Annotated in this window: 23 protein-coding genes, 1 tRNA gene and 1 riboswitch; of the genes, 12 read left to right on the top strand and 12 right to left on the bottom strand. The window is 62.3% G+C overall.

Annotated features, from left to right (window positions below; all coding sequences use genetic code 11):
* Positions 1-167: 167 nt before the first annotated feature.
* A complete protein-coding gene (locus HP556_RS03235) occupies positions 168-2048 on the top strand; it encodes a glycosyltransferase (protein WP_175365896.1) in 1881 nt (626 codons plus the stop codon).
* On the opposite strand, the gene HP556_RS03230 is transcribed toward HP556_RS03235, so the two are convergent.
* The gene (locus tag HP556_RS03230) at positions 2039-2632 is read right to left on the bottom strand and encodes an SCO family protein (protein ID WP_175365895.1); all 594 of its coding nucleotides are present in this window, start codon (positions 2630-2632) and stop codon (positions 2039-2041) included. The genes HP556_RS03235 and HP556_RS03230 overlap by 10 nt on opposite strands.
* 437 nt (positions 2633-3069) lie before the next feature.
* Entirely contained in the window at positions 3070-3528 is a 459-nt protein-coding gene (locus HP556_RS03225) for a Clp protease/crotonase-like domain-containing protein (RefSeq protein ID WP_089266785.1), read from the bottom strand.
* Positions 3529-3785: 257 nt separating this feature from the next.
* Between HP556_RS03225 and HP556_RS03220 the strand changes: the two genes are divergently transcribed.
* Positions 3786-5444 carry an FAD-binding dehydrogenase gene (locus tag HP556_RS03220; protein ID WP_175365894.1) on the top strand — a complete coding sequence of 553 codons (1659 nt, stop codon included), beginning with the start codon at positions 3786-3788 and terminating at the stop codon, positions 5442-5444.
* Between the two features lie 12 nt (positions 5445-5456).
* On the opposite strand, the gene corA is transcribed toward HP556_RS03220, so the two are convergent.
* Complete coding sequence (gene corA / locus HP556_RS03215; protein WP_089266783.1) at positions 5457-6464, bottom strand: magnesium/cobalt transporter CorA; 1008 nt, start codon at positions 6462-6464, stop codon at positions 5457-5459.
* Between the two features lie 110 nt (positions 6465-6574).
* Positions 6575-6648: transfer RNA gene (locus HP556_RS03210), tRNA-Gly, on the bottom strand.
* 166 nt (positions 6649-6814) lie between these two features.
* On the opposite strand from HP556_RS03210, the gene HP556_RS03205 reads away from it, so the two are divergent.
* The 4 genes from HP556_RS03205 to HP556_RS03190 are packed head-to-tail and all read left to right on the top strand — an operon-like array spanning position 6815 to position 9206.
* Positions 6815-7393, top strand: a complete 579-nt coding sequence (locus tag HP556_RS03205; protein WP_175365893.1) for a methylated-DNA--[protein]-cysteine S-methyltransferase — start codon at positions 6815-6817, stop codon at positions 7391-7393.
* A gap of 9 nt (positions 7394-7402) precedes the next feature.
* A complete protein-coding gene (locus HP556_RS03200) occupies positions 7403-8245 on the top strand; it encodes a helix-turn-helix domain-containing protein (RefSeq protein WP_175365892.1) in 843 nt (280 codons plus the stop codon).
* A 35-nt stretch (positions 8246-8280) separates the two neighbouring features.
* Positions 8281-8682 carry an SRPBCC family protein gene (locus HP556_RS03195; RefSeq protein ID WP_175365891.1) on the top strand — a complete coding sequence of 134 codons (402 nt, stop codon included), beginning with the start codon at positions 8281-8283 and terminating at the stop codon, positions 8680-8682.
* The gene (locus HP556_RS03190; RefSeq protein ID WP_175365890.1) at positions 8679-9206 is read left to right on the top strand and encodes a hypothetical protein; all 528 of its coding nucleotides are present in this window, start codon (positions 8679-8681) and stop codon (positions 9204-9206) included. The genes HP556_RS03195 and HP556_RS03190 overlap by 4 nt, the downstream gene beginning before the upstream one ends.
* 7 nt (positions 9207-9213) lie before the next feature.
* On the opposite strand, the gene HP556_RS03185 is transcribed toward HP556_RS03190, so the two are convergent.
* Both HP556_RS03185 and HP556_RS03180 read right to left on the bottom strand, forming a co-directional pair.
* Positions 9214-10659, bottom strand: coding sequence for an MATE family efflux transporter (locus HP556_RS03185; protein WP_175365889.1), 1446 nt, complete (start codon positions 10657-10659; stop codon positions 9214-9216).
* A 129-nt stretch (positions 10660-10788) separates the two neighbouring features.
* Positions 10789-11841: a hypothetical protein gene (locus HP556_RS03180; protein ID WP_175365888.1), complete on the bottom strand. Its 1053-nt coding sequence runs from the start codon at positions 11839-11841 to the stop codon at positions 10789-10791.
* Between the two features lie 128 nt (positions 11842-11969).
* On the opposite strand from HP556_RS03180, the gene HP556_RS03175 reads away from it, so the two are divergent.
* Positions 11970-13310, top strand: coding sequence for a PQQ-dependent sugar dehydrogenase (locus HP556_RS03175; RefSeq protein WP_175365887.1), 1341 nt, complete (start codon positions 11970-11972; stop codon positions 13308-13310).
* 168 nt (positions 13311-13478) lie between these two features.
* On the opposite strand, the gene garD is transcribed toward HP556_RS03175, so the two are convergent.
* Entirely contained in the window at positions 13479-15023 is a 1545-nt protein-coding gene (gene garD, locus HP556_RS03170) for a galactarate dehydratase (RefSeq protein WP_175365886.1), read from the bottom strand.
* 162 nt (positions 15024-15185) lie between these two features.
* On the opposite strand from garD, the gene HP556_RS03165 reads away from it, so the two are divergent.
* A complete protein-coding gene (locus HP556_RS03165; protein ID WP_175365969.1) occupies positions 15186-16028 on the top strand; it encodes an NAD-dependent epimerase/dehydratase family protein in 843 nt (280 codons plus the stop codon).
* A 19-nt stretch (positions 16029-16047) separates the two neighbouring features.
* Here the strand turns inward: HP556_RS03165 and HP556_RS03160 are convergent, their stop codons facing one another.
* A complete protein-coding gene (locus tag HP556_RS03160; protein WP_175365885.1) occupies positions 16048-17040 on the bottom strand; it encodes an aldo/keto reductase in 993 nt (330 codons plus the stop codon).
* Between the two features lie 139 nt (positions 17041-17179).
* Between HP556_RS03160 and HP556_RS03155 the strand changes: the two genes are divergently transcribed.
* Positions 17180-18073 (top strand): LysR family transcriptional regulator, encoded by an 894-nt coding sequence (locus HP556_RS03155; protein WP_175365884.1) that lies wholly within the window; start codon positions 17180-17182, stop codon positions 18071-18073.
* Between the two features lie 229 nt (positions 18074-18302).
* Positions 18303-18965: an outer membrane protein gene (locus tag HP556_RS03150; protein WP_093758063.1), complete on the top strand. Its 663-nt coding sequence runs from the start codon at positions 18303-18305 to the stop codon at positions 18963-18965.
* Between the two features lie 100 nt (positions 18966-19065).
* Here HP556_RS03150 and HP556_RS03145 read toward each other — a convergent pair whose 3' ends face one another.
* A complete protein-coding gene (locus tag HP556_RS03145) occupies positions 19066-20172 on the bottom strand; it encodes a 2'-deoxycytidine 5'-triphosphate deaminase (protein ID WP_068737579.1) in 1107 nt (368 codons plus the stop codon).
* Between the two features lie 107 nt (positions 20173-20279).
* A riboswitch (SAM riboswitch) is annotated at positions 20280-20359 on the top strand.
* A gap of 84 nt (positions 20360-20443) precedes the next feature.
* Between HP556_RS03145 and HP556_RS03140 the strand changes: the two genes are divergently transcribed.
* On the top strand, positions 20444-21625 hold the full coding sequence (locus HP556_RS03140) for an O-succinylhomoserine sulfhydrylase (RefSeq protein ID WP_175365883.1): 1182 nt from the start codon (positions 20444-20446) through the stop codon (positions 21623-21625).
* Positions 21626-21780: 155 nt separating this feature from the next.
* Here the strand turns inward: HP556_RS03140 and HP556_RS03135 are convergent, their stop codons facing one another.
* From HP556_RS03135 to HP556_RS03125, 3 genes are read right to left on the bottom strand one after another with little or no spacing between them, the layout of a single operon-like run.
* A complete protein-coding gene (locus HP556_RS03135; protein WP_175365882.1) occupies positions 21781-22752 on the bottom strand; it encodes an SGNH/GDSL hydrolase family protein in 972 nt (323 codons plus the stop codon).
* Complete coding sequence (locus HP556_RS03130; protein WP_175365881.1) at positions 22752-23510, bottom strand: SGNH/GDSL hydrolase family protein; 759 nt, start codon at positions 23508-23510, stop codon at positions 22752-22754. The genes HP556_RS03135 and HP556_RS03130 overlap by 1 nt, the downstream gene beginning before the upstream one ends.
* Positions 23507-24763 (bottom strand): OpgC domain-containing protein, encoded by a 1257-nt coding sequence (locus HP556_RS03125; protein WP_175365880.1) that lies wholly within the window; start codon positions 24761-24763, stop codon positions 23507-23509. The genes HP556_RS03130 and HP556_RS03125 overlap by 4 nt, the downstream gene beginning before the upstream one ends.
* A 242-nt stretch (positions 24764-25005) precedes the next feature.
* Here HP556_RS03125 and apaG point away from each other — a divergent pair, with 242 nt between their 5' ends.
* Complete coding sequence (apaG, locus tag HP556_RS03120; RefSeq protein WP_089266768.1) at positions 25006-25398, top strand: Co2+/Mg2+ efflux protein ApaG; 393 nt, start codon at positions 25006-25008, stop codon at positions 25396-25398.
* Positions 25399-25828 lie beyond the last annotated feature (430 nt).

Here is a 25828-nt window from a genome sequence, read left to right as displayed (position 1 = left end):
GGTGCTTCCGGATCGCGGTCTTATAGACCATCCGGCGCGAGACGCGAGTAGCGTTTGTGGTGTGAGGGCGTTGCATGGGGGTGCAGCAATCTTCCCGGGGTCATCGGCCGCGCGTTTCGCGCCAGCCGGGCGCCGCACTACGCTCTCCTCCTCTGCCGATCGGCAGGATGACCTCCTTCCCCATGCCGGAGCGAGACGGGTCGGACCGGCGCGCGGAACCAGCCAGCGAACTCGACTGCCTGCGCAGCATACTCCCGGTCCCGCTGCTGCACGCCGCGGAGCGACGGAGCCGCGAGCTCAATCTGGGCGCCGATCAGATCCTGATCCAATGGGGCGTGATCACCGAGGAGACGTATGTCGCGCATCTGGCCCGCCACCTCAGCATCGGCTTCGACGATCTCTCGACAGTCGGGCGCGCTCACTGCCCCCTGGCGGATGCCGATCTTCCGGGGATCGCAGAGTTCGGCATCCTGCCCCTCCAGGAGGATGACACACTCAACTGGATCGTCACGCCGCGCGCCTTTACGGCACGGCGGCTGATGCGTTTCTCCACCACATATCCATCACTTATCGCGCGCATTCGGCTGACCACGCGGCGTCACCTGCATCAATATCTGACCGAGCAAACCGGCGACGCGCTTTCGGATATCGCCGCCGAAGGCCTGCTGCAGATGCAACCTGCCATGTCGGCCAAGTCGGCCGTCGGTTGGCGCAAAGGATTGCTGCCGGCGCTTCTGCTGCCGGTATGCGCGGTTTTCGCGCTTCTGTATCCGGCGCTGACGATGGATCTGATCGGCGGCCTGGCGGCGATCTGGTTTCTCGCCTTTTCGCTTCTCAGGCTGACTTGCGTGCTGGTTCCGCCGCAGCCGGAGCAACGGTTTCCGCACTTGCGCGACGATCAACTGCCAATCTACTCAGTGGTCGTCGCGCTCTATCGCGAGGAAGCGTCCGTTCCGGGTCTGTTGCGATCCCTGCAAAGGCTCGACTATCCCTCCGAGAAACTCGACATCATTCTGGTGCTCGAGTCCGACGATCTGCGGACCCGCGCGGCGGTTGCCAGAGCCCGGCCGGGGCCGCAGGTTCAAGTCCTGATCGCACAGGCGACGGGTCCGAAAACCAAGCCGAAGGCGCTGAATGTTGCACTTCCCTTCGTGCGCGGCAGCTTTCTGACGGTGTTCGATGCCGAAGACGATCCCGACCCCGGCCAATTGCGCGCAGCGCTCGGCATGTTTCGCCAGCACAACGACGACGTCGCCTGCGTTCAGGCCGGGCTGCATTTCGACAATCTGACGCACAGCCTGCTGTCACGCATGGCGGCAGTCGAATATGCCGGGCTGTTCGCGGTCTTCCTGCCCGGACTGGTCGCATTGGGCATGCCACTGCCCCTCGGCGGCACCTCCAATCATTTTCGCACCGACACCTTGCGCCGCATCGGTGGCTGGGACGCCTATAACGTCACGGAAGATGCCGACCTCGGAATCCGCCTGGCGCGGCTGGGCTATCGCTCGGTGACCATTCCATCGGTCACGCTTGAGGAAGCACCGATCGCGTTCGGCGCGTGGCTGCGACAACGCTCACGCTGGATGAAGGGCTGGATGCAGACCTGGGCCGTGCATATGCGCGATCCCCGAAAACTGTGGGACGAAGCCGGTGCGCGGGGATTCCTCGCACTCAACATCGTCTTCGGCGGCAATATCCTGACGTCGCTGGCTTTTACGGTGCTGGTCGTCAAACTTATCGCCTGCCTGCTGCTTGCCGATAGCACCCTGCTGCTTGGCGACCGGCTGTCGTCACTGCACGTGCTGGCCATCGCCTGCGGCTTCATCGCGACCTGCATCCTGGGCCTCACCGGCCTGATGCGCCGCGGCCGTCTGCGCGACGGCTGGATCCTGGCCCTGACGCCGATTTATTGGGGATGTCTCTCGATCGCGACCTGGCGCGCCCTGTGGCAATTCTGGACCCGGCGCCATCACTGGGAAAAGACCGAGCACGGCCTCGTGCATCGGACCGGAACGATGGCAGCGAGCCGCGGTCGACCTCAGAGATAGCGCTTGAGATCCGTGGCCGCTTCTTCCGGCTTGCGCTTGAGGTTGAACGGCGCGACGAAATTGCCGTCCTTGTCCATCAGATAGATCAGCGCGGTGTGATCCATCGTATAGTCACCGTCCTTGGTCGGCACCTTCTTGGCATAGACGCGGTAGCCGGAAATCACCTTCGCCACCGCATCAGGCGTACCGGTCAAACCCTTCAGATGCGGATCGAAGCTCGACAGATATTCCTTCATGATCGGTGCCGTATCGCGCTCGGGATCGACCGAGACGAAATAGGTATTGATACGATCGGCGTCCTTGCCCATCGCGCGCAGCACTTCCGACATTTCGAACAGCGAGGTCGGGCAGATGTCCGGGCAATGGGTGAAGCCGAAGAAGACCAGCGTCGGCTTGCCCTTCAGGCTCTGCTCGGTGACGGTCTGGCCGGACTGATCGGTGAGCTGGAACGAACCGCCAATCGAGGCAGGTGCAGCGACATTGCGGAAACCGCCCGTCAGCCACAGCACGACCAGCAATCCCGCCGCGAGGCTGCCGGCGAAGGCAGCAATGATGACCAGCGGCCGGGTGGTTCGTTCAGTCATGGAATGTCCCCTGAATTGCCCTTTGGCAGCCGATCACATGCAGGCGGCGATGCCAGTCTTGATCATCTCGAAAAATACGGCAGTGCCGTAATGTGCCCACAGCCCGATTGCACCCACCAGAAGGAGCGCTGCGAACGCCGCGGCCGATGCGACAATGACCGACGCAAGCCGAGACGGCCGCTCGGACGCGGGCATCGTGCTCTTAGGCGTCAATAAAGGCTGCACCATCAGACGATCTCAGAACGGCCAAGGCCCGAGATCATTCAAGAGCCCGCCATCCAGGTTCCAGATAGGCTGAGATGACGGCGCGGGCAAGCGCTCCCGGCGCCGCAGGGCATCACGTCATGCTGATGGAATAAAACCCAGATCGGCCATTAGCTTTTTGTTCTGACGCGTTTTCTTGACGCGAACCGGCATCCACTTCGCTCGAAAACGCTCTAGCGCGCGCTGGAGGCGTGAGCATCCATGTAACAGGGCTTGTACATGCCCATCAGCTGGCGACCGCGCAGGAAGATCATCTGCGTCTTCAGTCCGCCGCGTTTGGAGATCCAGCGCCGGATCTGCGTCGGATACATCGAATACAACATCTGGGTGGCTTCCGGGTTGGTGACCGCGCGACCATTGGCGCCCATGTCCCAGGCCGCATGAAAGCCGAGATTGGCATTGGAGGTGACGCAGATCCGGTCACGCGGAACCGCGCCGAGCACGATCGTGCAGGCCGAGGCGCACAGGCCATCGATGATCACGGTTTCGCCGGAAGTGCGCAATCCCTGATATCTGTCGACATAGGTTCCGATCCGTCCGCCACGATCATCCGCGATCCGAACCACCGCGTGACTTGCCCCGACGCCCGCGAACAGCAAGACCGCCGCCAGCAAACCCGTAACGAACTTCATGTCCAGCCCCAAAACCTGTCGATCCCGAATCTGAGCGCCCTGGTGATGCAGGGCATGATCAGCGTGTTGCGAGATCGTGGCTTTGTCCAGACGAGCATGACGCTTCCAATGCGATTCAAATCGAGTGTTGCGCGCGGGATGCACCTCGGTTCCGTCGCGGTATCAATCTGAAACAGCGCCGCCCTTCGCGCGCAATTTCCGTTGACCAAAGTTCCCGCGCCGACTTCAATCTCCATTAACAAAATGGGGGAAACAGTATGGCCGTTGATGCGGATGTCATCGTCGTCGGCGGCGGACTCGCGGGCCTTGTCGCGGCTACGGAAATTGCCGATGCCGGCAAGCGCGTTGTCGTGGTCGATCAGGAAGGCGAGCAGAATCTCGGCGGCCAGGCGTTCTGGTCGTTCGGCGGTTTGTTCTTCGTCGACTCGCCGGAACAGCGGCGCCTTGGCATCAAAGACTCTTATGACCTAGCGATGCAGGACTGGCAGGGCACGGCCGGTTTCGATCGCGATGAGGACCTCTGGCCACGGCGCTGGGCCGAAGCCTATGTCGCTTTCGCCGCCGGCGAGAAACGCGACTGGCTGCGCGCCATGGGCCACCGCGTGTTTCCCGTGGTCGGCTGGGCCGAGCGCGGCGGCTATGACGCGATGGGCCACGGCAATTCGGTTCCGCGCTTTCATGTCACCTGGGGCACTGGCCCCGGCATCGTCGAGCCGTTCGAGCGGCGTGCGCGCGAGGCACAGAAGAAGGGCCTGCTGAGCTTCAGGTTCCGCCATCGCGTCGATGCGCTCAGCGTCACCAACGGAACTGTCGATGGCGTGAGCGGCGCGATTCTCGAACCGTCCAACACAGAGCGCGGCGAAAGCAGTTCGCGCAATGTGATCGGCGACTTCTCGCTGCGCGCGCAAGCCGTGATCGTTGCCTCCGGCGGCATCGGTGGCAATCATGATCTGGTGCGGCAGAACTGGCCGAAGCGCCTCGGCGAACCGCCGAAGCGCATGATCTCCGGTGTGCCCGCCCATGTCGACGGTCGCATGATGGGCATCACGGAAGCCGCCGGTGCGCGGCTGATCAATCGCGACCGCATGTGGCACTATGTCGAGGGTATCGAGAACTGGAATCCGATCTGGCCGAAGCACGGCATACGCATTCTGCCGGGCCCCTCGTCGATGTGGTTCGACGCCACCGGCAAGCGGCTGCCGGCGCCGCTGTTTCCCGGCTCCGATACGCTCGGCCAACTGCAATATATCCAGTCCACCGGCTATGATTATTCATGGTTCGTGCTGACGCAAGCGATCATCAAGAAAGAGTTTGCGCTCTCCGGCTCCGAGCAGAACCCGGATCTCACCGGCAAGAGCTGGCTGATGACCGCGCGCCGCGCCACCAACAAGGGCGCGCCGGCGCCTGTCGAAGCCTTCAAGGATCACGGCATCGACTTCGTGGTGCGCGACAATCTCGACGACCTCGTCAGCGCAATGAATGCACTGACCGGCGACAATCTGCTGAAGCTCGATGAGATCCGCATGCAGATCGAGGCGCGTGACCGCACCATGGCCAATCCCTACGTCAAGGATGCGCAGGTGATGAACATCCACAATGCGCGCAAATATATCGGCGACCGCCTGATCCGCACCGCGAAGCCGCATCGCATTCTCGATCCCGCACAGGGACCGCTGATCGCCGTGCGGCTCAACATCCTGACGCGCAAGACGCTGGGCGGCTTCGAGACTGACCTGGACTCGCGCGTGTTCGGCAGCAACGGCCAGATCATGCCCGGCCTCTACGCGGTCGGCGAAGCCGCCGGTTTCGGCGGCGGCGGCATGCACGGCTATCGCTCGCTGGAAGGCACGTTTCTCGGCGGCTGTTTGTTCACGGGGCGGACGGCGGGGCGGGCTGCGGCGAAGGCGGTGGGGTGATCGTCTCGTCGATCACAGCCATCCGTTACGCTTGAAGCGGGTATACAGGTAACCGCAGATCGCGGCGATGCCGCCCAGCACGACGTAATAGCCGTAAGCCCATTTCAGCTCCGGCATATGTTCGAAATTCATGCCGTAGATTCCGGCAATCGCCGTCGGCACCGCCAGGATCGCCGCCCAGGCCGCAAGCCTGCGGGTAATTTCGGTTTGCTGCGACTGCCCTGACATCAGGCTGGCTTCAAAGGCAAAGGCCAGCACTTCGCGCAGCGAATCGATATCTTCTTCCGCGCGTTTGACGTGATCCAGCACGTCGCGGAACAGCGGCTTCATGTCATCGTCGATGAACAGGATATCGATATGTTCGAGGCGGTGACAGACATCGACCAGCGGTCCGACCGCGCGACGAAGGCGCAACAGCTCGCGGCGCAGCTTGTAGAGCCGCTCGAATTCGGCCCGCGTCAGCATGCGATGCAGGACGCCATCCTCGAGCTCGTCGATCTCGGACAGGATGGATTCGATGACAGGACGATAGTTGTCGACGATGAAATCGAGAATTGCGTAGAGGATGTAGTCTTCGCCGTGCGTCAGGTTTGTCGGGCAAGCCTCGCATCGCTCGCGGACAGACGCATAGGACGTCGAGGCGCCATGGCGCACGGACACGACGTAGCCTTTACCCAAGAAGATATGCGTCTCGCCGAAAGCAACCGTCTGATCGACCAGTTGCGCCGTTCGCGCGACGATGAAGAGCGCTTCGCCATATTGCTCGACCTTGGGGTGCTGATGCGATTTCAGCGCGTCCTCGATGGCGAGCGGATGCAGATCGAATTGCGCGCGCAGTTTCTCGAGCAGTTCAAGGGACGGTTCAAACAGTCCGATCCAGACGACATGGCCCGGCTTCTGCGCCCAGACGCCCGCCTCTTCGACGGGGATATCCGCAACACGGCGGCCATTGGCATAGACGCTGGAGGCGACAACACCGGGCACATTGCCGGCGGTTGCAGCTGAGAGGGGAAACGTCATTCAAGAACCTTGTGTTGTGCGAACAGCAACGGGCGCCTTTGAAGAACAGCGGGGATGCCAAACCGTTCAATCGCCATGCGGCACCGATCATCTGGAATGAATGAGGGGGCTGGAGCGGACGGAGGGAATCGAACCCTCGTATGCAGCTTGGGAAGCTGCCGTTCTACCATTGAACTACGCCCGCGTCGTCGCGCCATCTGATCTAGCCGAGACCGGCCGATCCGCCAAGCGGATTGATGGCAGCCGGCTACAGTTTCATCGCGCTGCACACCCGGCCGCGCCCTTCGAAAGGTAACCGCTCCAAAGATTCCAGATGACGGCTTCAATTCGCCTGCTAACATCCCTTCGGGATGGCTGGGCACGGATACACAACCTTCGACACGTCGGTGGGCCGATGCGGTATCGCATGGGGCGACGCCGGCATTGTTGGCGTGCAGTTGCCGGAAGCGCGCGAGATCGAGACCCGGCGCCGCCTGCTGCAGCAATTTCCCGATGCGCGCGAATTCCGGCCGCCCACCGATGTCGACTACGCCATCGAGGGCATCGTTGCGCTGCTGCGTGGGCAAGCCGTCGACCTCGGCGATATCCCCGTCGACATGCATGGCCTGCCGCTGTTCAATTGCCGCGTCTATGAGGCCATTCGGATGATCCCGCGCGGCGAGACCCGCACCCATGCGGAGATCGCGGCCAAGATCGGCGCCAGCGGCGCGGTCTATTCAGTCGGCCAGGCCATCGCCCGCAATCCGTTTGCGATCCTCGTACCATGCCACCGTGCACTGGCCGTTGCGGGCCAGACCAGCGGCTTTGCCGGCAATGGCGGCATCATCACCAAGTCGCGGCTGCTCTCGATCGAGGGCGCGCTGGCGGGCCGGACGACCACCCTGTTCGATGCCCTGCTGTCGGTTGCCCCACCGCGCCCACAGGGCTAAATTCAGCCTATGCAGGCAACAACACTGTTCCAGAGCAACGCGATCACCGTCACGGACTATCGCTGTACGGCGGGTCCGGACGACCAGCCGTTTTCCGAACAGCACGCCGGCCATTCGCTCTCCTATGTTCGCAAGGGCAGTTTCGGCTGTCGCTGCCGCGGGCAATCGCACGAACTCATCGCCGGCGCGCTGCTGATCGGGCACCCCGGCGACGAATATACCTGCCATCACGAGCATCATGGCTCTGGCGACGAGTGCCTTTCATTCTCCTTCGCGCCTGAGCTGATCGACACCGTCGGCGACGCCAGGGACATCTGGCAACAGGGCGCCATCGCGCCACGCGCCGAATTGATGGTGCTGGGCGAGCTCGCGCAGGCCAGCGCATCGGCGCACAGCGATCTCGGGCTCGATGAGATCGGTCATGCATTTGCCACGCGTTTTGTCGACGTCGTGTCAGGCGAGCCGCGCAGGCGTGTGAACGGCAATGCACGGGATCGCCGGCGCGCGGTCGAGGCCGCGCTGTGGATCGACGCCCATGCCAGCGAGGAGATCGATCTCGATGCGGCCGCCCGTCAGGCCGGATTGAGTCCGTTTCATTTCCTGCGCCTGTTCAGGAATGTGCTCGGCGTGACACCGCACCAGTATCTGGTGCGCGCGCGGCTGCGGCGGGCTGCAAACCTGTTGGTCGAGAAAGACCGCGCCATCACCGACATCGCCTTCGATGTCGGCTTCGGCGATCTCTCGAATTTCGTGCGCAGCTTCCATCGCGCTGCCGGCGTCTCGCCCCGCGTATTTCGACAGGCTTCCCGCGGCGACCGCAAGATTTTCCAAGAACGGCTGGCCGTGCACTGAGTAACTTGCCGTCCTGATCAACCGGGAGGCACAGCATGGCATCGATTCACAAAGAGATTTTCCTCGGCGCACCGGCAGACGATGTCTGGTCCGCACTGGCCGACTTCGGCGCGCTGCACACAAGGCTGGTGCCGGGCTTCGTCACCGACACAAAGCTGGACGGCGACGCGCGTATCGTGACGTTCGCCAATGGGTCCGTCGCACGCGAAAGACTGGTCACCTGCGACCACGACCGGCAGCGCCTCGTCTATGCCATCGTCAGCGAACGTATCAGCCAGCACAGCGCGTCAGCGCAGGTGTTTGCCGATGGCGATGCGCGCTGCCGGTTTGTCTGGACGGCCGACGTGCTGCCGAACGAGATCGCGCCTTACATGAGCGAGCAGATGGATCTGGGCCTGGCGGCGATGCAGACCCAGTTCGGGAAAGTGGCGCGATGACTGCATCGTTTCTCGATGCGCTCGCAGCAGACGGCCCTGCCCCGGATCGCATCGGCCAGATGGATCTCTATGGCTGGCTGATCGGCGCCTGGGATCTCGATGTGATCAGGTATATGCCGGACGGCGGGGAGCGCCGGCGCAAGGGCGAATGGCATTTCGGCTGGGTGCTGGAAGGCCGTGCCATCCAGGATGTCTGGATCGTGCCGCCGCGCGGCCAGTTGCGCGACGGCGACGCCACAGCGAATGCCTACTCGTATGGAAGCACGTTGCGGATCTACGACCCACGTATCGATGCGTGGCAGATCCAGTGGACCGATCCGGTGATGCAGAATTTTCTCACCATGACCGGCCGCAAACAGGGCAACGACATCGTCCAACTCGGCCGCGACAATGACGGACGCCCGATCCGCTGGAGCTTCTCGCAGATCACGCCGCGCTCGTTTCTATGGCGCGGCGAGACCTCGCATGACGACGGCGCGACGTGGCGGCGCGATGTGGAATTTACTGCGACGCGCGTTGGCTAGAAACTGCTCAGACGAGCTCCGGCCGGATCTCGGGCACGGGGCCAGCCTTCGGTCCCCACGACGTCAGCAGTACGCTGAGTGCCGACAGCACGCCGAGCAGCACCATGGACGCTGCCGCGAGCCAGAAGAAGCTTGTGGCCGAGGCATCGATCGACAGCAGCCACCAGCCTCCAACGCTGACGAAGACCAGCCGCGCGGTTTGCGCCAGCACCGGGCCGAGCACCTTGGCGGCGCCCTGCGAGGCAAAATAGGCCACCGTGGACAGCCCCAGAAAGGCATACATTGGCGCGCAGGTGGCCAGATAGGTCTGGCTTGCCGCACGCACACCGGCATCATTGGTGAACATATTGACCCAGGCATCGGGGAAGATCGCGATCAGTGTGCCGAGCAGGCCGACGACACCGAAGGCGATCACGCTGCCAGTCCAGGTCACGCGGCGCGCACGCGCGATGCGGCCAGCGCCGATTGCCATGCCGACGATCGGCACCGAGGCGATACCCACCGCGAAAGCCAGCGTGCTCAGCATGAATTCGAGCCGCGCACCGATGCCGTAGCCGGCCAGCACCGCGGTGCCGTATTGCGCCAGCATATGGGTGAAAATCAGGAGAGTCAGAACGCCCTGTAGCGGATTGAAACAGGCGATGGCACCCACTTTCAGAATATCGAAGAACATCCCGCGCTGAATGCGGAAGCCCTTGATCTGAGGCCGGACTCGCGCACGACCGGAAAAGACATACCAGCCCATGACGCCTGTGCCGATCGTGAATGCAATCAGCGTGCCCGCCGCGACGCCGGGCATGCCGAATTGCGGGATCGGACCGAAGCCGAGGCCCAGCACGCCACCGAGAACCACCTGCAAGGCAGCCCCCGCCATCTGCATGGCGGAGGGCATCTTCATGTTGCCGGTGCCGCGCAGGATCGCCGCGAAGGTATTCAGCAGCCAGGGGATCGCGCCACCAGCGAAGAAGACGGTGATGTAGCCCTGCGCCTGGCTCAGCACATTGCCGCGGCCACCAAGCAGTTGCAGCAGCATGGAGCCGAAGGCCAGCATGCCGACCGTGAAGGTGAGGCCGAAGCAGATGGCGATCAGCAGCGCATGGCCCGCCAGCGTATCGGCGCGCGCGCGGTCGCCGGCGCCAAGCGCGCGCGCGATGGCCGAGGACACGCCACCGCCCATGGCGCCACCGGACATGGTCATGGTCAGCATCACGAAGGGAAACACCAGCGCCATCGCCGCCAATGCTTCGGTGCCGAGCCGACCGACATAGGTGGTCTCAAAAATAACGACGACGGCGCCTGCCGTCAGCGCGATGACATTGGGCCAGGCCAACCGCAAGATGGTCGGCAGAATGGGATGATCCAGCAGGGGGTTTTTGGCCGGCGCCTTCAGGCTCGGAAGCGGCTGCTTGTCGGCATCGACCAATCGGGGTTCGGCGACGACAGCGTCGGACATGCATTCTCCCTGAGCTTCCGGTCTTGCCTGCCGGACACCTCGTTCCTAGCACCGATCGCGGACAATGCCATGCGCGACACACGCATGGGGGATGTTCGATTTGCACTGCAGTATCAAGGGGTCGAGGCGCTAGCCGATCGACCAGATGAACGGCAGCGCACCACCTCGTGCCGGCGTCATCGCGATGGGTATATTGCGACCGCATCCGGCGGCGAGGCCCTCGACCAGTCCCTGTAGGGCTTTCGCGCAGGCGGCATTGTTGTCGGCAACGCCGTCCATCAATTTCCAGCTCTGCTGCCGGATCTCGAACTGGCCCTCGGATGCGCTTATCTCCACGACGTCGTCCTGCGCTGCGAACAGAACGCCGAGGAATTCTGCGAAGGCCCTGGCGTCGCCGCGCCGCAGGCCGAAGCCCGCGGAAACCTCGTCGAAATATTGCATGCCGATCAGCTTGCCGGTGAGATGCAGCAGATAACCCGCGTCGACCGGGCCGAACAGTTGAACCGCCACCGGCGCTGTTGTCCGTACATATTCCATGGCGTAGTTGCGATAGGCCTTTTCCAGCCGGGCCTTTGGCCAGCTATCCACCGGCAGCGCCGGTGCCGTCGCGGGATCGAACAACGGCGCCTCCAGGTGGCGCGCGAACACCAGACGCTGATCGATATCAAGATCATGGTCGTATTCGCAGTAATAGCCTTCGAGCCCATCCTGGCCATCGACGCTCTGCTTGGTGCAAACGAAGCCCATGCGGGGATTGCCGAGCGAGACGCCATTGTTGGCGTGCCAGCCGCGCAGCATTGCGCGGGACACTTCACCCGGAATGCCGCAGATCGCGGTGCCCCGCCAGATCCAGCGCGGCGGCGGATAGCGGATCCAGGCCTTGCGATCACTCTCATACATATATTCGACCGAGACGCCGCCGATCCAGTTCGAGAGATAGTGATACTGGGCCGCAGCGACCGCGGGTGGCAGGCCGGACAGACCGAGCTTCACGAGTCCCGGCAGAAACCGCTCCTGCTGCTGCCGGCGGAATATCCGAAACATGAACTCGGCGGCGTCTGCCGTGCCGCGGCGCGTGACCGTGGTCAGAATCAGGCCGGTGAAATAGGCGTGATAAAGATCGGCGACGCTACGCCAGCGCGTCCAGGTGGCTTCGTCGCCCGTATTTGTCGGTCCGGTCATCGTTTCTTCCCTGATTATTGGGAAGGACCATAGCCGCGCATCACTCCGGCTTCACATGAAATTCATGCAGGGAGGTCGAACGTTCCTGCATTGACCGCATTAGATCGGTTCAGCCACAAGGACATTCCATGCGCCAGAAATTCCTGCTTTCGGCCTGTCTCATCGCTCTGGCGCTGCCACTGGCCGGATGCAACGAACAATCCACCATCGCATCCGGCGAAGATTTCGGACCGGCGCCGAAGCTTGTCGAGCCCAACAAGTCGCTTATTCCAACGGTCAATGTCTCCAAGGCGGTCGGCTGGCCAGAGGGTGCCAAGCCGAAGGCTGCGGACGGCATGACGGTCAACGCTTTTGCGCGCGGGCTCGATCATCCACGTACGGTCTATGTGTTGCCCAATGGCGACGTGCTGGTGGCAGAAAGCAATGCGCCGCCGAAGCCGGAAGACGGCAAGGGCATCAAGGGCTGGGTCGTGAAACTGGTGATGGGCCATGCTGGCGCGGGTACGCCCACGGCAAATCGCATTTCGCTGTTGCGCGACGCGGATGGCGACGGCGTCGCCGAGACCAGGACAGCGTTTCTCGAAGGGCTCAACTCACCCTTCGGCATGGTGCTGATGGGCGACGAATTCTTCGTCGCCAATGCCGATGCCGTGGTGAAGTTTCCCTACAGGACCAATGATACCAGGATCACAACGCCTGCCGTGAAGGTGGCTGACCTGCCCGGCGGCCCGATCAATCACCACTGGACCAAGGATCTCACGGCGAGTCCCGACGGCACGAAACTCTATGCAACCGTCGGCTCCAACAGCAATGTCGGTGAGAACGGCATGGAGGCCGAGAAAGACCGCGCCGCGGTGATCGAGATCGACCGCGCGACCGGCGCCTCACGCGTCTTCGCATCCGGCCTGCGCAACCCCAACGGCCCGTCGTGGCAGCCGCAAAGCGGCGCGCTCTGGGTCACCGTCAACGAGCGCGACGAGATCGGCAGCGACCTCGTGCCAGATTACATGACCTCGGTGAAGGATGGCGGCTTCTATGGCTGGCCCTACAGCTATTACGGCCAGCATGTCGATGTCCGCGTGCAGCCGCCGCGCCCTGACATGGTGGCCAAAGCCATCGCGCCGGATTACGCGCTCGGTGCGCATACCGCATCACTCGGGCTGACCTTCAACACCGGCGATCTCTTCCCCGCCAACATGAAGAACGGCGCTTTCATCGGCCAGCACGGGTCTTGGAACAGGCGACCGCAAAGCGGCTACAAGGTGATCTTCGTGCCCTTCACCGACGGCAAGCCGTCGGGCAAGCCGCAGGACGTGCTCACCGGCTTCCTCAATGACAGCGGTGAAGCGCAGGGACGCCCGGTGGGCGTGCGCATCGACAGCAAGGGCGCATTGCTGGTGGCCGACGATGTCGGCAATACGATCTGGCGCGTGACGCCATCGGGCGCGAAGGCGGCAGCGTTGAAGTGATACCAGAGACCTGACGAAGCTCCGTCATGGCCGGGCAGCGCGAAGCGAGGGCTTCACTGGATGTCCCGGCAATCCACGTCTTCCTGAGTTCATGGCCGAGACGTGGATGCCCGGCACGAGGCCGGGCATGACGAGTTTTATTACTTCGCCTATCCCACTTGAAATTCTTCACGTCACCGGCGCGGGGTTGAACAGTACCAGATCGTTGTGCAGCCCCCATTTGTCCGCCCAAACCTGCTTGCGGCCGCTGGCGACGTCGAGGATCAGCTGAAACAGCTCCCAGCCGGCTTCCTCGATGGTCATTTCGCCTGACGCAATGCGGCCGGCGTCGAAATCGATGAGGTCCGACCAGCGTTTCGCCAGTTCAGTCCGCGTCGAGACCTTGATGACCGGCGCCTGCGCCAGCCCATAGGGCGTGCCACGTCCCGTGGTGAAGATCTGCATCTGCATGCCAGCGGCGAGTTGCAGCGTGCCGCAGACGAAATCGCTCGCCGGCGTTGCTGCAAACAGCAGTCCCTTCGTCGTGGCGCGTTCGCCGGGGCCAATCACGCCGCTGATCGCGCTCGAGCCGGACTTGACGATGGAGCCCAGTGACTTTTCGACGATATTGGCGAGGCCGCCCTTCTTGTTGCCGGGCGTCGTATTAGCGCTGCGATCGGCGCCACCCCGCGCCAGATAGGAGTCGTACCAATCCATCTCGCGGATCAGCGCGCGGCCGACATCCTCGTTGACCGCACGGCGCGTCAACAATTCGATGGCGTCACGCACCTCGGTGACTTCGGAGAACATCACCGTTGCGCCGGCGCGCACCAGAAGATCACTGGCGAAGCCGAGCGCCGGATTGGCGGTCACGCCGGAAAACGCGTCGCTGCCGCCGCATTGCAGGCCGATCACCAGATCGGAGGCCGGGCAGGTTTCGCGCTTGCGCTGGTTCAGGATTTTCAGCCGCGCCTCGGCCATGGTGATGATCGTATCCACCATGTCGCCAAAGCTCTGATTGCTCTCATCCTGAAGGCGCATCATGCTGCCGGGATCCTCCTTCGGCAGTAAACGCTCCGGTGCGAGCTTCTCGCAGCCGAGGCCGACCACCATCACCTCGCCGCCAAAATTGGGATTGCGCGCGATGTTCTGCAGCGTCCGGATCGGAATATAGGCATCCGGCGCATTGATGGCGACGCCACAGCCATAGCCATGCGTGACGGCGACGACGTCATCGACATTCGGATAGCGCGGCAGCAGCTCGGCCTTGATCTTCTTGAGCGCAAATTCGAGCGTGCCGGCGACGCATTGCACTGACGTGCTGATGGCGAGAATGTTCTTCACGCCGACGGAGCCGTCGCGATTGCGAAAACCTTCGAATGTGTAGTCATTCAGCGGCGGCTGCGGTTCCGGAACCGCGTTGGCGATCTCAAGACTGTCGAGATCCGGCGCATCGGGCATATGGATGCGCGCCTCCTCGACCCATTCACCGGCCGAAATCATATCCAACGCATAGCCGATGATTTCGCCGTAGCGGATGATGGGCGCATCCTTGGCGATATCTTCCAGCGCCACCTTGTGGCCCTGCGGCACGAAATTACGCAGCTCCAGACCTCCGGTCATCATGGTGCCCGCGGGCAGGCCAAAATCATTGACAATGATGGCGACGTTGTCGCGCGCATTCAGTTTGATGTAGCGCGGCGCATATGCGTCTGCTGCCAGCGTGGTGGCCATCGCCTTGTCCTTCCCAAATCTGCCGGCATTCGCGCCGGTCTCGTAGCAGAGCAGTAGCACAAAAGATGACGGTGTCGCGCACTTGACCGACGCGCTCTGCAGCCCGAATGATGACCTTGAAATGGGCCGGCGCGCCCGAATTCATGCAGAAATGGGATGAACGTGCGTCTTTTCGTATTCGGGCTCGGCTACAGCGCAAACCGGTTCATCGCCCGGCACGGCGGTCAATTCACCGGGATTGCCGGCACCGTCCGCACGGCCGGCAAGTCGGCTGCTCGGGATATCGAGACGCTCGTCTTCAACCCGGAGGTCGCCGACCCCCGCATTGCCGATCGCCTCGCAGATGCCGATCTGCTGCTCGTCTCGATCCCGCCCGGTGCAGATGGCGATCCCGTGTTGCAAGCCTTCGGCGCGCGGATCGCCGCCAGCGGCGTCCGGCGCATCGTCTATCTCTCCAGCGTCGGGGTTTACGGCGATCATCAGGGCGCCTGGATCGACGAAACCGCCCCGGTCTCCGGCGAGGGCCGGCGCAAGGCACGTATCGATGCCGAAGCCGGCTGGCGCGCTCTGGCCGGCGATCGCGCGACGATTCTGCGCATCGCTGGCATCTACGGCCCTGGCCGCAATGCGCTGGAAAACCTCAAAGCCGGCAAGGCCCATCGCATCGTCAAGCCGGGCCAGGTGTTCAACCGCATTCATGCGGATGACATCGCGACGGCCATCGCGGCTGCATTCGAACATCCGCAGACCGGCATCTGGAATCTGTGCGACGACGAGCCCGCGCCGCCGCAGGACGTCGTGACATTCGCCGCTTCGCTGATGGGCATCGCGCCGCCGCCCGAGCAAAATTTCGATGACGCCGAGATGAGCCCGATGGCGCGCAGCTTCTATGCCAGCAACAACCGCATCTCGAATGCGCGGCTGAAACGCGAGCTCGGCGTGAAGCTCGCATTTCCGACCTATCGCGAAGGCCTCATGGCGCTGTGGCAGCGGCGCGAGATCTAAGCAGCGAATGACCTGCGGACTACCGGCCGGTCATCGCCTCCAGCCTGTCCGGATAGCGGTTGCCCTGCACCGTGATCTTCGCAGCAGCCCGGTCGATGTCCTGCAGATCGCCAGCCGTCAGTTTGACAACCGCAGCACCGAGGTTCTCTTCAAGCCTGTGCAGTTTCGTGGTGCCCGGGATCGGCACGATCCACGGCTTCTGAGCCAGCAGCCATGCCAGCGCGATCTGCGCCGGCGTCGCCTGCTTGCGTCCGGCGATCTCGGCGAGCAGATCGACCAGCGCCTGGTTGGCCTTGCGCGCTTCTGGCGTGAAGCGCGGGAGGATATTGCGGAAGTCGCCGCTGTCGAGCGTCGTGCTCTCATTCATGGCGCCCGTGAGGAAGCCCTTGCCGAGCGGGCTGTAGGGGACGAAGCCGATCCCGAGTTCTTCGAGCGTCGGCAGCACTACCTTTTCGGGACTGCGCGTCCATAACGAATACTCGCTCTGGATCGCAGTAATCGGCTGCACGGCATGGGCACGGCGAATTGTCGTCACGCCCGGCTCGGACAGGCCGAAATGCTTGACCTTGCCTTCGCGGATCAGGTCCTTTACCGCACCAGCCACATCCTCGATCGGCACGTCAGGATCGACGCGATGCTGGTAGAACAGATCGATGGCATCGATCTTCAACCGCTTGAGCGATGCTTCAGCGACCTCGCGAATATGCGCGGGTCGGCTGTCGAGACCGACCTGCTGACCGGTCACGGGATCGAGCCTGAAGCCGAATTTGGTGGCGATGACGACCTGATCGCGAACCGGCGCGAGCGCTGCACCGACGAGTTCTTCATTGGTGAACGGGCCATAGACTTCGGCGGTATCGAAGAAAGTAACACCGCGTTCGACGGCTGCGCGGATCAGCGCGGTCATTTCCGTTGTGTCGGCCGGAGGCCCGTAGCCGAAGCTCATGCCCATACAGCCGAGACCGATGGCCGAGACTTCCAGTCCATTGCGTCCGAGTTTGCGTGTCTTCATGTCAAATCTCCTGTGCCATCCGGCCAATGAGCGGCTCCCGCGCTGGTGGGATGTTGCCGCCGACCTGCGACATCTGGAGATCGTGCGCCCATGAGACTAGATGATATAATCTGCACGCACTTATCAGCCGGATTCATGAATGGCCCGCCAGACAATCGACGACCTCCTCGCCTTCTTTGCCGTCGCGAAAGAGGCGAGCTTTACGCGCGCGGCCGCCAAACTCGGCGTCTCTCAATCCGCGCTCAGCCACACCATCCGCGGTCTCGAAGAACGGCTCGGACTGCGGCTATTGACCCGAACGACTCGCAGCGTCGCGCCGACCGAGGCTGGCGAACGCCTGATCCGGACGATCGGCCCGAAGCTGGAAGAGATCGACGCCGAACTCACGGCCGTCACGGAGCTGCGCGAGAAGCCTGCCGGCACCATCCGCATCACAACAGGTGAGCATTCCGCCGAAACGATCATCTGGCCTGCGCTTGCCAAGCTGCTGCCGCGCTATCCCGACATCAAGGCCGAACTCGTCGTCGATTACGGCCTCATCGATATCGTCGCGGAACGCTACGACGCCGGTGTTCGCCTGGGAGAACAGGTCGCGAAAGACATGATTGCCGTCCGCATCGGACCGGACTTTCGCATGGTCGTGGTCGGCGCACCGTCGTATTTCGCCAAACGACCGCTGCCAAAACGCCCGCAAGACCTCACCGCGCATGACTGCATCAATATCCGCCTGCCGACCATGGGCGGCCTCTATGCATGGGAGTTCGAGAAGCGCGGGCGCGCCTTGAAAGTGCGTGTCGATGGCCAGATCGTGTTCAACAACATGTCGCTGCGCCACAAGGCGGTGTTGAACGGACTGGGGCTGGCCTATTTGCCGGAGGATCGCGTGCGCGAGCACATTGCCTCAGGCCGGCTTGTTCAAGTGCTGGACGATTGGTGCCAACCGTTCTCGGGCTATCACCTTTATTATCCGAGCCGCCGACAACCGACATCCGCATTCGCGGCGCTGGTTGAAGCGTTGCGTTACCGCGGCTGATCAGCGGTTGTCGTGTTCCAGCGCTTCAATCCGAACGTGATTGACGCAAAATCGCACATCGTGAAAAGTTCCTGAATCAATTTGGGCAATGCTGTGTCTTAAGCGCGACGTGGTCGCCAAAGCTGCCTTTTTCGTTTGAGGCGCTGTTGCACGCGTGTGACAGCAATCACTGCGCAATAGTCTAGGTTGCCTTTCGTCATCCCCCGTCGGGATTGAGAAGGAACACCTGATGAAGAAGCTTCTACTGTCTACCGCTGCTCTGGCCCTCGTCGCTTTGGCCGCTCCGGCGTCCGCTGCTGACCTGGCTGCGCGCCCTTACACCAAGGCTCCGGCCTATGCTCCGGCTGCTCCGATCTACAACTGGACCGGTTTCTACATCGGCGGTCACATCGGCGGCGCGTTCCCGGGCAACGACAACAACCTGCTCGGCGGCAGCAACGACGGCACGTTCATGGGCGGTGTGCAGGGTGGTTACGACTACCAGTTCGCCCCGAACTGGGTGTTCGGTCTTGAAGCCAATTACAGCTTCCTGTCCACCAGCAGCAACTTCGACAATCGCGGCCTCGGTTCGGTCACCGGTCGTGTCGGTTACACCTGGGGTCCAGCACTGCTCTACGTGAAGGGTGGTTACGCCTGGGCTGACTCTCGCTTCACCAACGGCTTTGCCGGCGATGGTGGCCGCGATGGCTACACGGTTGGTGGCGGTCTCGAATACCTGTTCACCCAGAACTGGTCGGGCAAGGTCGAGTACCAGTATTACGACTTCGGCAACGTCAACTTCATCACGCCGACCCTCGCCGTTGGTGGTTTCAAGAACGACGAGCACACGATCAAGGCCGGCCTGAACTATCGCTTCAATCTGGGCAACTTCGGCGCAGGCTTCGTTCAGTAAGCCTGACGATCTATCGTCTACTTCGTCTCCAGAAAAAACTTAGGCCCGCAGCGATGCGGGCCTTTTTTCTTTCTCGGCTACGATGACCAGCGGTGAGCGATCAGACCTTGAAGTGCTTCGACAGCTTCAGGCTCTGGCCCTGATAATTCGAGCCGATACGCTGGCCGTAGAGGGCATCCGGACGATCCAGCATGCGCTCATAGACGAGACGGCCGACGATCTGGCCATGTTCGAGAATGAACGGCACTTCGCGCGAGCGCACTTCCAGCACGGCGCGCGAGCCTTTGCCGCCAGCGCCGTCATGACCGAAGCCGGGATCGAAGAAGCCGGCATAGTGGACGCGGAATTCGCCGACCAGCGGATCGAACGGCACCATTTCGGCGGCGTAATCCGGCGGCACCTGCACGGCTTCCTTGGACGCGAGGATGTAGAACTCGCCGGGATCGAGGATCAGCGTGCCGTCCTTGCGCGCCGAGATCGGTTCCCAGAATTCATTGACGCTGTAGCCACCGCGACGATCGATATCGACCACGCCGGTATGACGCTTGGCGCGGTAGCCGACGAAGCCCGAGGCATTCTCGCCGGAGAGATCGACAGACAGCGCGAGGCCATTGTTGAGGTCGGCAGTGTCGCTGTCGACCAGCGGCTCCTGCGCGTGGAGTTCTTCCAGCGCCTCGGTGTCGAGCACCGCATCGCCGACGCGGAAACGGACCTGCGACAGGCGCGAGCCTTCGCGCAGCAGGACTGGAAATGTCTTCGGGCTGATTTCGGCATAAAGCGGCCCGTGATAGCCCGCACCGATCACATCGAACCGTCTGGTGCCATCAGCAATCACCCGCGTGAACACGTCGAGGCGCCCCGTGGAGCTCTTCGGATTGGCGGCGGCGAAGATGTTCGGCGGCAGCGCCAGGCTCTCGATCAGCGGCACGATGTAGACGCAGTTGGTTTCGAGCACCGCACCGTCGGACAGGTCGATCTCGTGCAGCTTCAGCTCATCGATGCGCTCGGCGACCGTCGAATTCGGCCCCGGCAGGAAGCTGGCGCGCACGCGATAGGCGATGGAGCCGAGCCGCAGATCCAGGCTGGCGGGCTGAATCTGGCTCTCGACGAAGGGATATTCCGGCAGGATCAGGCCGGCATCGGCCATCGCCGCAATCATGCGGTCGGGCAGAATTCCATCGGCATCGGGGGCAAGCGTAAACGGCACAGGTCTCGTCCTTCGGTCGTCCTTCAGCGAGAATACACTGAAAAATAGCGACTTTACCGGTTATCTCAGCCCCGCCTTGACGAAAAGGGCAAGCGGGAATATGCACATCGTTATCCCGTGGTGATTTGAGCCGGCCGGCTTGCAGCCACGTAAAATAAGTCGCTAAACAGGCCGGGGACACATGTCCTTCCAGCATGCGATCCCGGCCTGAGGACGTCCGTCCAGGCCGGTTTTTTTTGTGCCCGTGTTACGCGGGTACGTTGGAGGTCACATGTCTACGAAGTCCTATCGCCCCGAAACCCGGCTCGTTCATTCCGGCGCGCTGCGCTCGCAATTCAACGAGACGTCCGAAGCCCTCTTCCTCACGCAGGGCTTCATCTACGAGACCGCAGAAGCCTGCGAGGCGCGGTTCAAGGGCGAAGATCCCGGTTTCATCTATTCGCGCTTTTCGAATCCGAATACGTCGATGTTCGAGAGCCGCATGATCGACCTCGAAGGTGCGGAGGCTGCACGCTCGACGGCCACCGGCATGGCCGCCGTGACCACCGCCATTCTCGCGCCGCTGCGCATGGGCGATCACGTCGTCGCCGCCAAGGCGCTGTTCGGCTCCTGTCGCTACGTCATCGAAGAGCTGCTGCCGCGCTACGGCATCGAATTCACGCTTGTCGATGGACTCGACCTCGACCAGTGGCAGAAGGCGATGCGCCCGAACACCAAGTCGCTGTTTCTCGAAAGCCCGACCAATCCGACGCTCGACGTGCTCGACATATCAGCCATCGCTGACATCGCCCATGCCGGCGGTGCGCGACTGATTGTCGATAACGTATTCGCGACGCCGCTCTGGCAGAGCCCGCTGGCGCTCGGTGCAGATGTCGTCGTGTATTCGGCGACCAAGCATATCGACGGACAGGGTCGCTGCCTCGGCGGCATCATCCTGTCGTCGAAGGAGTTCATCGACGAGCATATTCACAACTATCTGCGCCAGACCGGCCCCTCGATCTCGCCGTTCAATGCGTGGACGCTGGTGAAGGGACTGGAGACGCTGGCGATCCGTGTCGAACGGCAGACGCAGACTGCCGCGGCGATCGCCGACGTGCTGGCGCAGCATCCGAAGATCTCGCGGCTGATCTATCCGGGCCGCGAGGATCATCCGCAGGCAGCAACGGTGAAGAAGCAGATGCGTGCGGGATCGACGCTGATCGGCTTCGAGGTGAAGGGCGGCAAGGCAGCTGCATTCCGCGTCCTCAACGAGCTGAAAGTCGCCCGCATCTCCAACAATCTCGGCGACGCCAAGAGCCTGGTCACGCATCCGGCGACAACGACGCATCAGCGCCTGCCGCTGGAAGCGCGGCTCGAACTCGGGATCACGGAAGGCTTCATCCGCTTCTCGGCCGGCCTCGAGCATCGTGACGATCTGATCGAGGATCTCGAAGCGGCATTGGCGAAGGCGTAGCCAATCTCTCCATCGTCATTGCGAGGAGCACTTGCGACGAAGCAATCCAGACTTTCTTTCAAGCAAGACTGGATTGCTTCGCTCAGCGAAAATCGCCGAAGGCGAATTTCGCGGGCTCGCAATGACGGCTGAGAGGCATTCGCCCCTCTTCGAACTTACAGCGGCTTCTGCGCCTGCTGAATCTGCGGCTCGTTGATGCCGAGCTTCACCTGGCCGACCGACTTGATGATGTTGTCGCCAAGCAACTGCGCGAAGCAGGCATAGCCCCAGTCGTTCATATGCAGGCCGTCGGCAATGACGAAGCTGTCGAACGACATCTGCTGGCCTTCGTGCCATTCCTTCATCACTTCGAAGCGCGGGAAGATGCCGACCTTGCGCAGTTCGGCCACCTTGTGCAGCAGCGAAACCATCTTGCTGGTGCCTTCCGGCCGCGTATTCACCAGCGGCGAATATTGCGGATCGACCAGCACCAGATCGGCGCCGGCTGCCTGAATGCGGGCGACGCCGTCTTCCACCATCTTGCCGGTTTCGCCGGGATCGAGATTGCGCAGCACCGCATTGGTGCCGACCTGCCAGATCACGAGATCAGGCTTCGAATTGATCACTTCGCTCTGCAGCCGCGCCATCATTTCCGGCGCATCTTCGCCGCCCTTGCCGCGGTTGAGCACGGTGATGTTGGCCGACGGGTAAGCACGATGCAGCTGCGCTGCAAGGCGGTTCGGATAGGTGAATTCGGGCGCCGTCGAACCGTAGCCTTCGGTAGAGGACGAGCCGAACGCAACGATGACCACGGGCTTGCCGGCCACGAGCTTGCTGGCCACATGCGGCAGCGCGCCCATCGCCTTCATGCCGCCTTTCGGTGTACGGCAGGGGACGCGGCTCAAGATATCGGTCGCGGTCTTTGCGACTTCCTTGACCCTGTCGATGGCTTTCGCAGCGACGCCCCTCTTCGCGGCGTCCGCGGGATCATTCGCCGCAACGCCCTGGTCGGCGCCCTTGCTGTCAGCCGGGGCGGCCTGCGCCGCTTCCGCGTGAGCGACGGACGATGAGATCGGGAGCGCGAAGGTCGTGGAAGCAGCAAAGGCAGCGACGACAGCAAAGCGAGACAAATGGCCGACGAAACTCATTAACGCTGAATCCTCAAATCCGCTGCTTTGATCTTGGCCGCATCGACGACAAAGGTCGAAAGCGCCCGGCCAAGACAATCATGCACCCGCTTCGCCAGCTCCATGCCGGGCGACGCGCTGAACAGGTCAAAATCACCGCTCTCATTCCAGTGCCGCATGATGGCGAAACGGTCGAACAGCGGGACGTCGTGCTGCTGCGCCACCACACGCATATTATCTAGGTAGGCGGAGCCGGAAATCATCGTCTCCGTGCGCGGACTGTACTGCAGATTCATTAAAATGACGTCAGTTCCGGCCTTTTGCATGGCGGCAACGCCCTCATCCAGGGCGTTCCGGAAGTCGTCGGCGTCGGCCTGCTTCATGGCATCCACGGTTCCGGTCTGCCAGATCACCAGGTTCGGCTTCTTGTCCGTCACCAGCTGTTCCAGGGTCGGGGCCATTTCCTCGGCGGTCTTCTTGACCTGCAGCTCCAGTGCCACGTTCACCTCGACGCCCGGTAGCTTCTCCTTCAGATAGGCCTGCAGGCGGTTCGGATAGGCTGCGGAGTGGTCTGAGACCCCGATCACCGAGGATCGGCTGCCAACGACCAGAATATCGAGTTTTCCACCCGGTTTGGCCGCAGCCTCGACCTTGGGCAGGGTGCTTTCGGAGGTCAGGAGGTAGGCGGGAACCTCACAGGTATGCGCGGGCGGTTCAGCCCGGACAGGAGCCGCCACCAGCAGGCCAGCCAGCATCGTGAGCCGCAGAACGGCCTTCATGCTTCCCCTCCTGCGAGATCCGCGTCGGATCGTTTGGCGCGGGATCCGCCTTTGACAGTGACGCCCTTGTACCACGAAAACACCCAGGCGGCGGTTGACATAACAACTATGCCGAGGAAGCTGATCAGGGCATGCATGCCGGCCCCGCCGGCGACCTCGGCCAGCACGAAATGGCCGGCAAAGGCCAGGAACACCCCGATACAGAAGATTTCGAGCGAATGCTGGCCGCACAGCACCATCGGCCGCAGCCAGACCGATTTCAGCCCCGGCCAGTCCTTGGGCAGGAAACGGACTGTGAGCGCCGCCAGCGCCAGGAAGTGGGCGAAGCGCAGCACGTCGAGATCGGTCTTGTTGATGGGATACATCCACTGCTCGATGACCTTCGGCAGCAGATGATGGATCTGCGGAATGTACCAGGTCAGCGTCACCCAGAACGCCGCCAGAAGATAGGCCACGCAGAGCCACAGCGTGACGTTGGATGACAGTATCCGCGACATCCTGACGGCGCCGCCCAGCGCGCACCAGGCACCGAACACGAACAGCAACTGCCAGGCGAACGGATTGAAGGCCCAGACGCCGTTCGGGTAGGCGGTCAGATGCAGGTCGAATTCCCAGGTCAGCGCATAAAGACCGACCGACAGCGCCAGCGTGAGATCGGCGCGGCGGCGCATCAGCCAGAGGATCGGCGGCAGGAACAGCATGAGGACGATATAGAGCGGCAACACGTCCATGTTCACCGGGCGAAATTTCAGCAACAGCGCCTGAACGATGGTCACGTCAGGCTGTTTGAGAAAATCGAGAATCCCCATTTCCTCGGAATAAAGCGGGTTCTCGAACCGCGTCGCAACATAGGAAATTTCCGCGAGGAAGATCGTGAACAGGAAGACGTGGGCGACATAGATCTGCCAGACCCGCTTGAAGATGCGCGCGCTGGCAACCAGCGTGCCCTGCTCCTGCATCGCGCGGCCATAGACGAAAGCGGCGGTATAGCCGGAGATGAAGATGAAGATCTCGGTAGCGTCGCTGAAACCGTAATTACGGATCGTCAGCCAGGTCAGGATATTCGGCGGCAGGTGATCGATGAAGATCAGCCACAGCGCCAGCCCGCGAAACAGATCGAGGCGCAATTCGCGTTCGGTGCCTGCGACGGGAAACAACACGGCATCGGCACGCGTCGAGGCGCGCGACGCGGACACGTGGGAGGACGCATCTGCGTGGGGATGGCCGGCAATCGGGTCGGCAACAGAGGTCATTCAGCACCGCTCAACGGAAATCGTCGCATGATGAAAATCGACCGCCCCACACCACGCAGGCCATCTGCATGGGGCGATCCGTCACGTCATAGCCAAATCAGGGATCGATTATGCGGTAACTATGTTGAAACCGCGATGGGTTGCCGCCGTTCCGCGCAGCACTCCACGCCGATTTTCCCTGGATTTGGCCGGTAACGTGTTTTTCGCTATGCTTGCGACGCATTTTGAACGATGACACCGCCATGTACCGCGCCATCACACGACAGATCGAAGTCACCGTCGAACCGAATTTCATGCCTGAAAGCTCGTCGCAGGAGAAGCGACAGTTCTTCTGGTCCTATACGGTCGTCATCACCAATGCTGGCAAAGAGACCGTGCAGTTGAAGACCCGGCACTGGATCATCACCGATGCATCCGGCCGCATGCAGGAAGTGCGCGGCGAAGGCGTCGTCGGCGAGCAGCCCGTGCTCGGCCCCGGCGAACGCTTCGAATACACATCGCGCGTGCCGCTGCCGACGACGTCCGGCTTCATGGAAGGCACCTATCAGATGGTGACCGATACCGGCGAGCCGTTCGAGATCGACGTGCCGCTGTTTTCGCTGGACGGACCGGACGGGAAGCGCGTGCTGAATTAGGCGACCGCCGTAGAAATGTAGGATGGGTAGAGCGTCTTCGCGAAACCCATCATCACCACCGTATGTTGATGTTGGTGATGGGTTTCGCTCCGGCGCAAGATGCGCCTGCGCTCTACCCATCCTACGGCCTCATCGCAGATTCAACTGTCAAACAGCCACTGCTCTTCAGACATGCGTCATCGCCCCCATTGTTTGCGGCGCGGGGGCGCCGTCGTCTTTTGCATTCCCTGCCCCCTGTGAGAGGGCGTGCGGAACGCCGGGTGCCCGTTGCACCCTTGGGCCTGATGCGATGCGGTCTTCCGCAGGGTTAGTGTGCATCAGGACTTTCGGAGGCGCCGAGCAAGTGCCCGACGTTCCGCCTGCGGTGTTTTTTCGGTTGCTTGCACTTTGCCTCGACGAACGCTCCGATCGCGAATTAAAGTCCCAAGGC

The organism is Tardiphaga robiniae, from assembly GCF_013359755.1.
Lineage (GTDB): Bacteria > Pseudomonadota > Alphaproteobacteria > Rhizobiales > Xanthobacteraceae > Tardiphaga > Tardiphaga robiniae.
This window is presented reverse-complemented; position numbering and strand designations above follow the sequence as displayed.

Excerpts from the sequence above, each read along its gene's own strand:
- HP556_RS03180 (WP_175365888.1), bottom strand. The coding sequence starts at position 11,841 with ATGACCGGACCGACAAATACGGGCGACGAAGCCACCTGGACGCGCTGG.
- HP556_RS03175 (WP_175365887.1), top strand. The coding sequence starts at position 11,970 with ATGCGCCAGAAATTCCTGCTTTCGGCCTGTCTCATCGCTCTGGCGCTG.
- HP556_RS03150 (WP_093758063.1), top strand. The coding sequence starts at position 18,303 with ATGAAGAAGCTTCTACTGTCTACCGCTGCTCTGGCCCTCGTCGCTTTG.
- HP556_RS03200 (WP_175365892.1), top strand. The coding sequence starts at position 7,403 with ATGCAGGCAACAACACTGTTCCAGAGCAACGCGATCACCGTCACGGAC.
- HP556_RS03205 (WP_175365893.1), top strand. The coding sequence starts at position 6,815 with ATGGCTGGGCACGGATACACAACCTTCGACACGTCGGTGGGCCGATGC.
- garD (WP_175365886.1), bottom strand. The coding sequence starts at position 15,023 with ATGGCCACCACGCTGGCAGCAGACGCATATGCGCCGCGCTACATCAAA.
- apaG (WP_089266768.1), top strand. The coding sequence starts at position 25,006 with ATGTACCGCGCCATCACACGACAGATCGAAGTCACCGTCGAACCGAAT.
- HP556_RS03130 (WP_175365881.1), bottom strand. The coding sequence starts at position 23,510 with ATGAAGGCCGTTCTGCGGCTCACGATGCTGGCTGGCCTGCTGGTGGCG.
- HP556_RS03125 (WP_175365880.1), bottom strand. The coding sequence starts at position 24,763 with ATGACCTCTGTTGCCGACCCGATTGCCGGCCATCCCCACGCAGATGCG.
- HP556_RS03185 (WP_175365889.1), bottom strand. The coding sequence starts at position 10,659 with ATGTCCGACGCTGTCGTCGCCGAACCCCGATTGGTCGATGCCGACAAG.
- HP556_RS03190 (WP_175365890.1), top strand. The coding sequence starts at position 8,679 with ATGACTGCATCGTTTCTCGATGCGCTCGCAGCAGACGGCCCTGCCCCG.
- HP556_RS03155 (WP_175365884.1), top strand. The coding sequence starts at position 17,180 with ATGGCCCGCCAGACAATCGACGACCTCCTCGCCTTCTTTGCCGTCGCG.
- HP556_RS03140 (WP_175365883.1), top strand. The coding sequence starts at position 20,444 with ATGTCTACGAAGTCCTATCGCCCCGAAACCCGGCTCGTTCATTCCGGC.
- HP556_RS03135 (WP_175365882.1), bottom strand. The coding sequence starts at position 22,752 with ATGAGTTTCGTCGGCCATTTGTCTCGCTTTGCTGTCGTCGCTGCCTTT.
- HP556_RS03195 (WP_175365891.1), top strand. The coding sequence starts at position 8,281 with ATGGCATCGATTCACAAAGAGATTTTCCTCGGCGCACCGGCAGACGAT.
- HP556_RS03230 (WP_175365895.1), bottom strand. The coding sequence starts at position 2,632 with ATGACTGAACGAACCACCCGGCCGCTGGTCATCATTGCTGCCTTCGCC.
- HP556_RS03160 (WP_175365885.1), bottom strand. The coding sequence starts at position 17,040 with ATGAAGACACGCAAACTCGGACGCAATGGACTGGAAGTCTCGGCCATC.
- HP556_RS03225 (WP_089266785.1), bottom strand. The coding sequence starts at position 3,528 with ATGAAGTTCGTTACGGGTTTGCTGGCGGCGGTCTTGCTGTTCGCGGGC.
- HP556_RS03220 (WP_175365894.1), top strand. The coding sequence starts at position 3,786 with ATGGCCGTTGATGCGGATGTCATCGTCGTCGGCGGCGGACTCGCGGGC.
- HP556_RS03235 (WP_175365896.1), top strand. The coding sequence starts at position 168 with ATGACCTCCTTCCCCATGCCGGAGCGAGACGGGTCGGACCGGCGCGCG.
- corA (WP_089266783.1), bottom strand. The coding sequence starts at position 6,464 with ATGACGTTTCCCCTCTCAGCTGCAACCGCCGGCAATGTGCCCGGTGTT.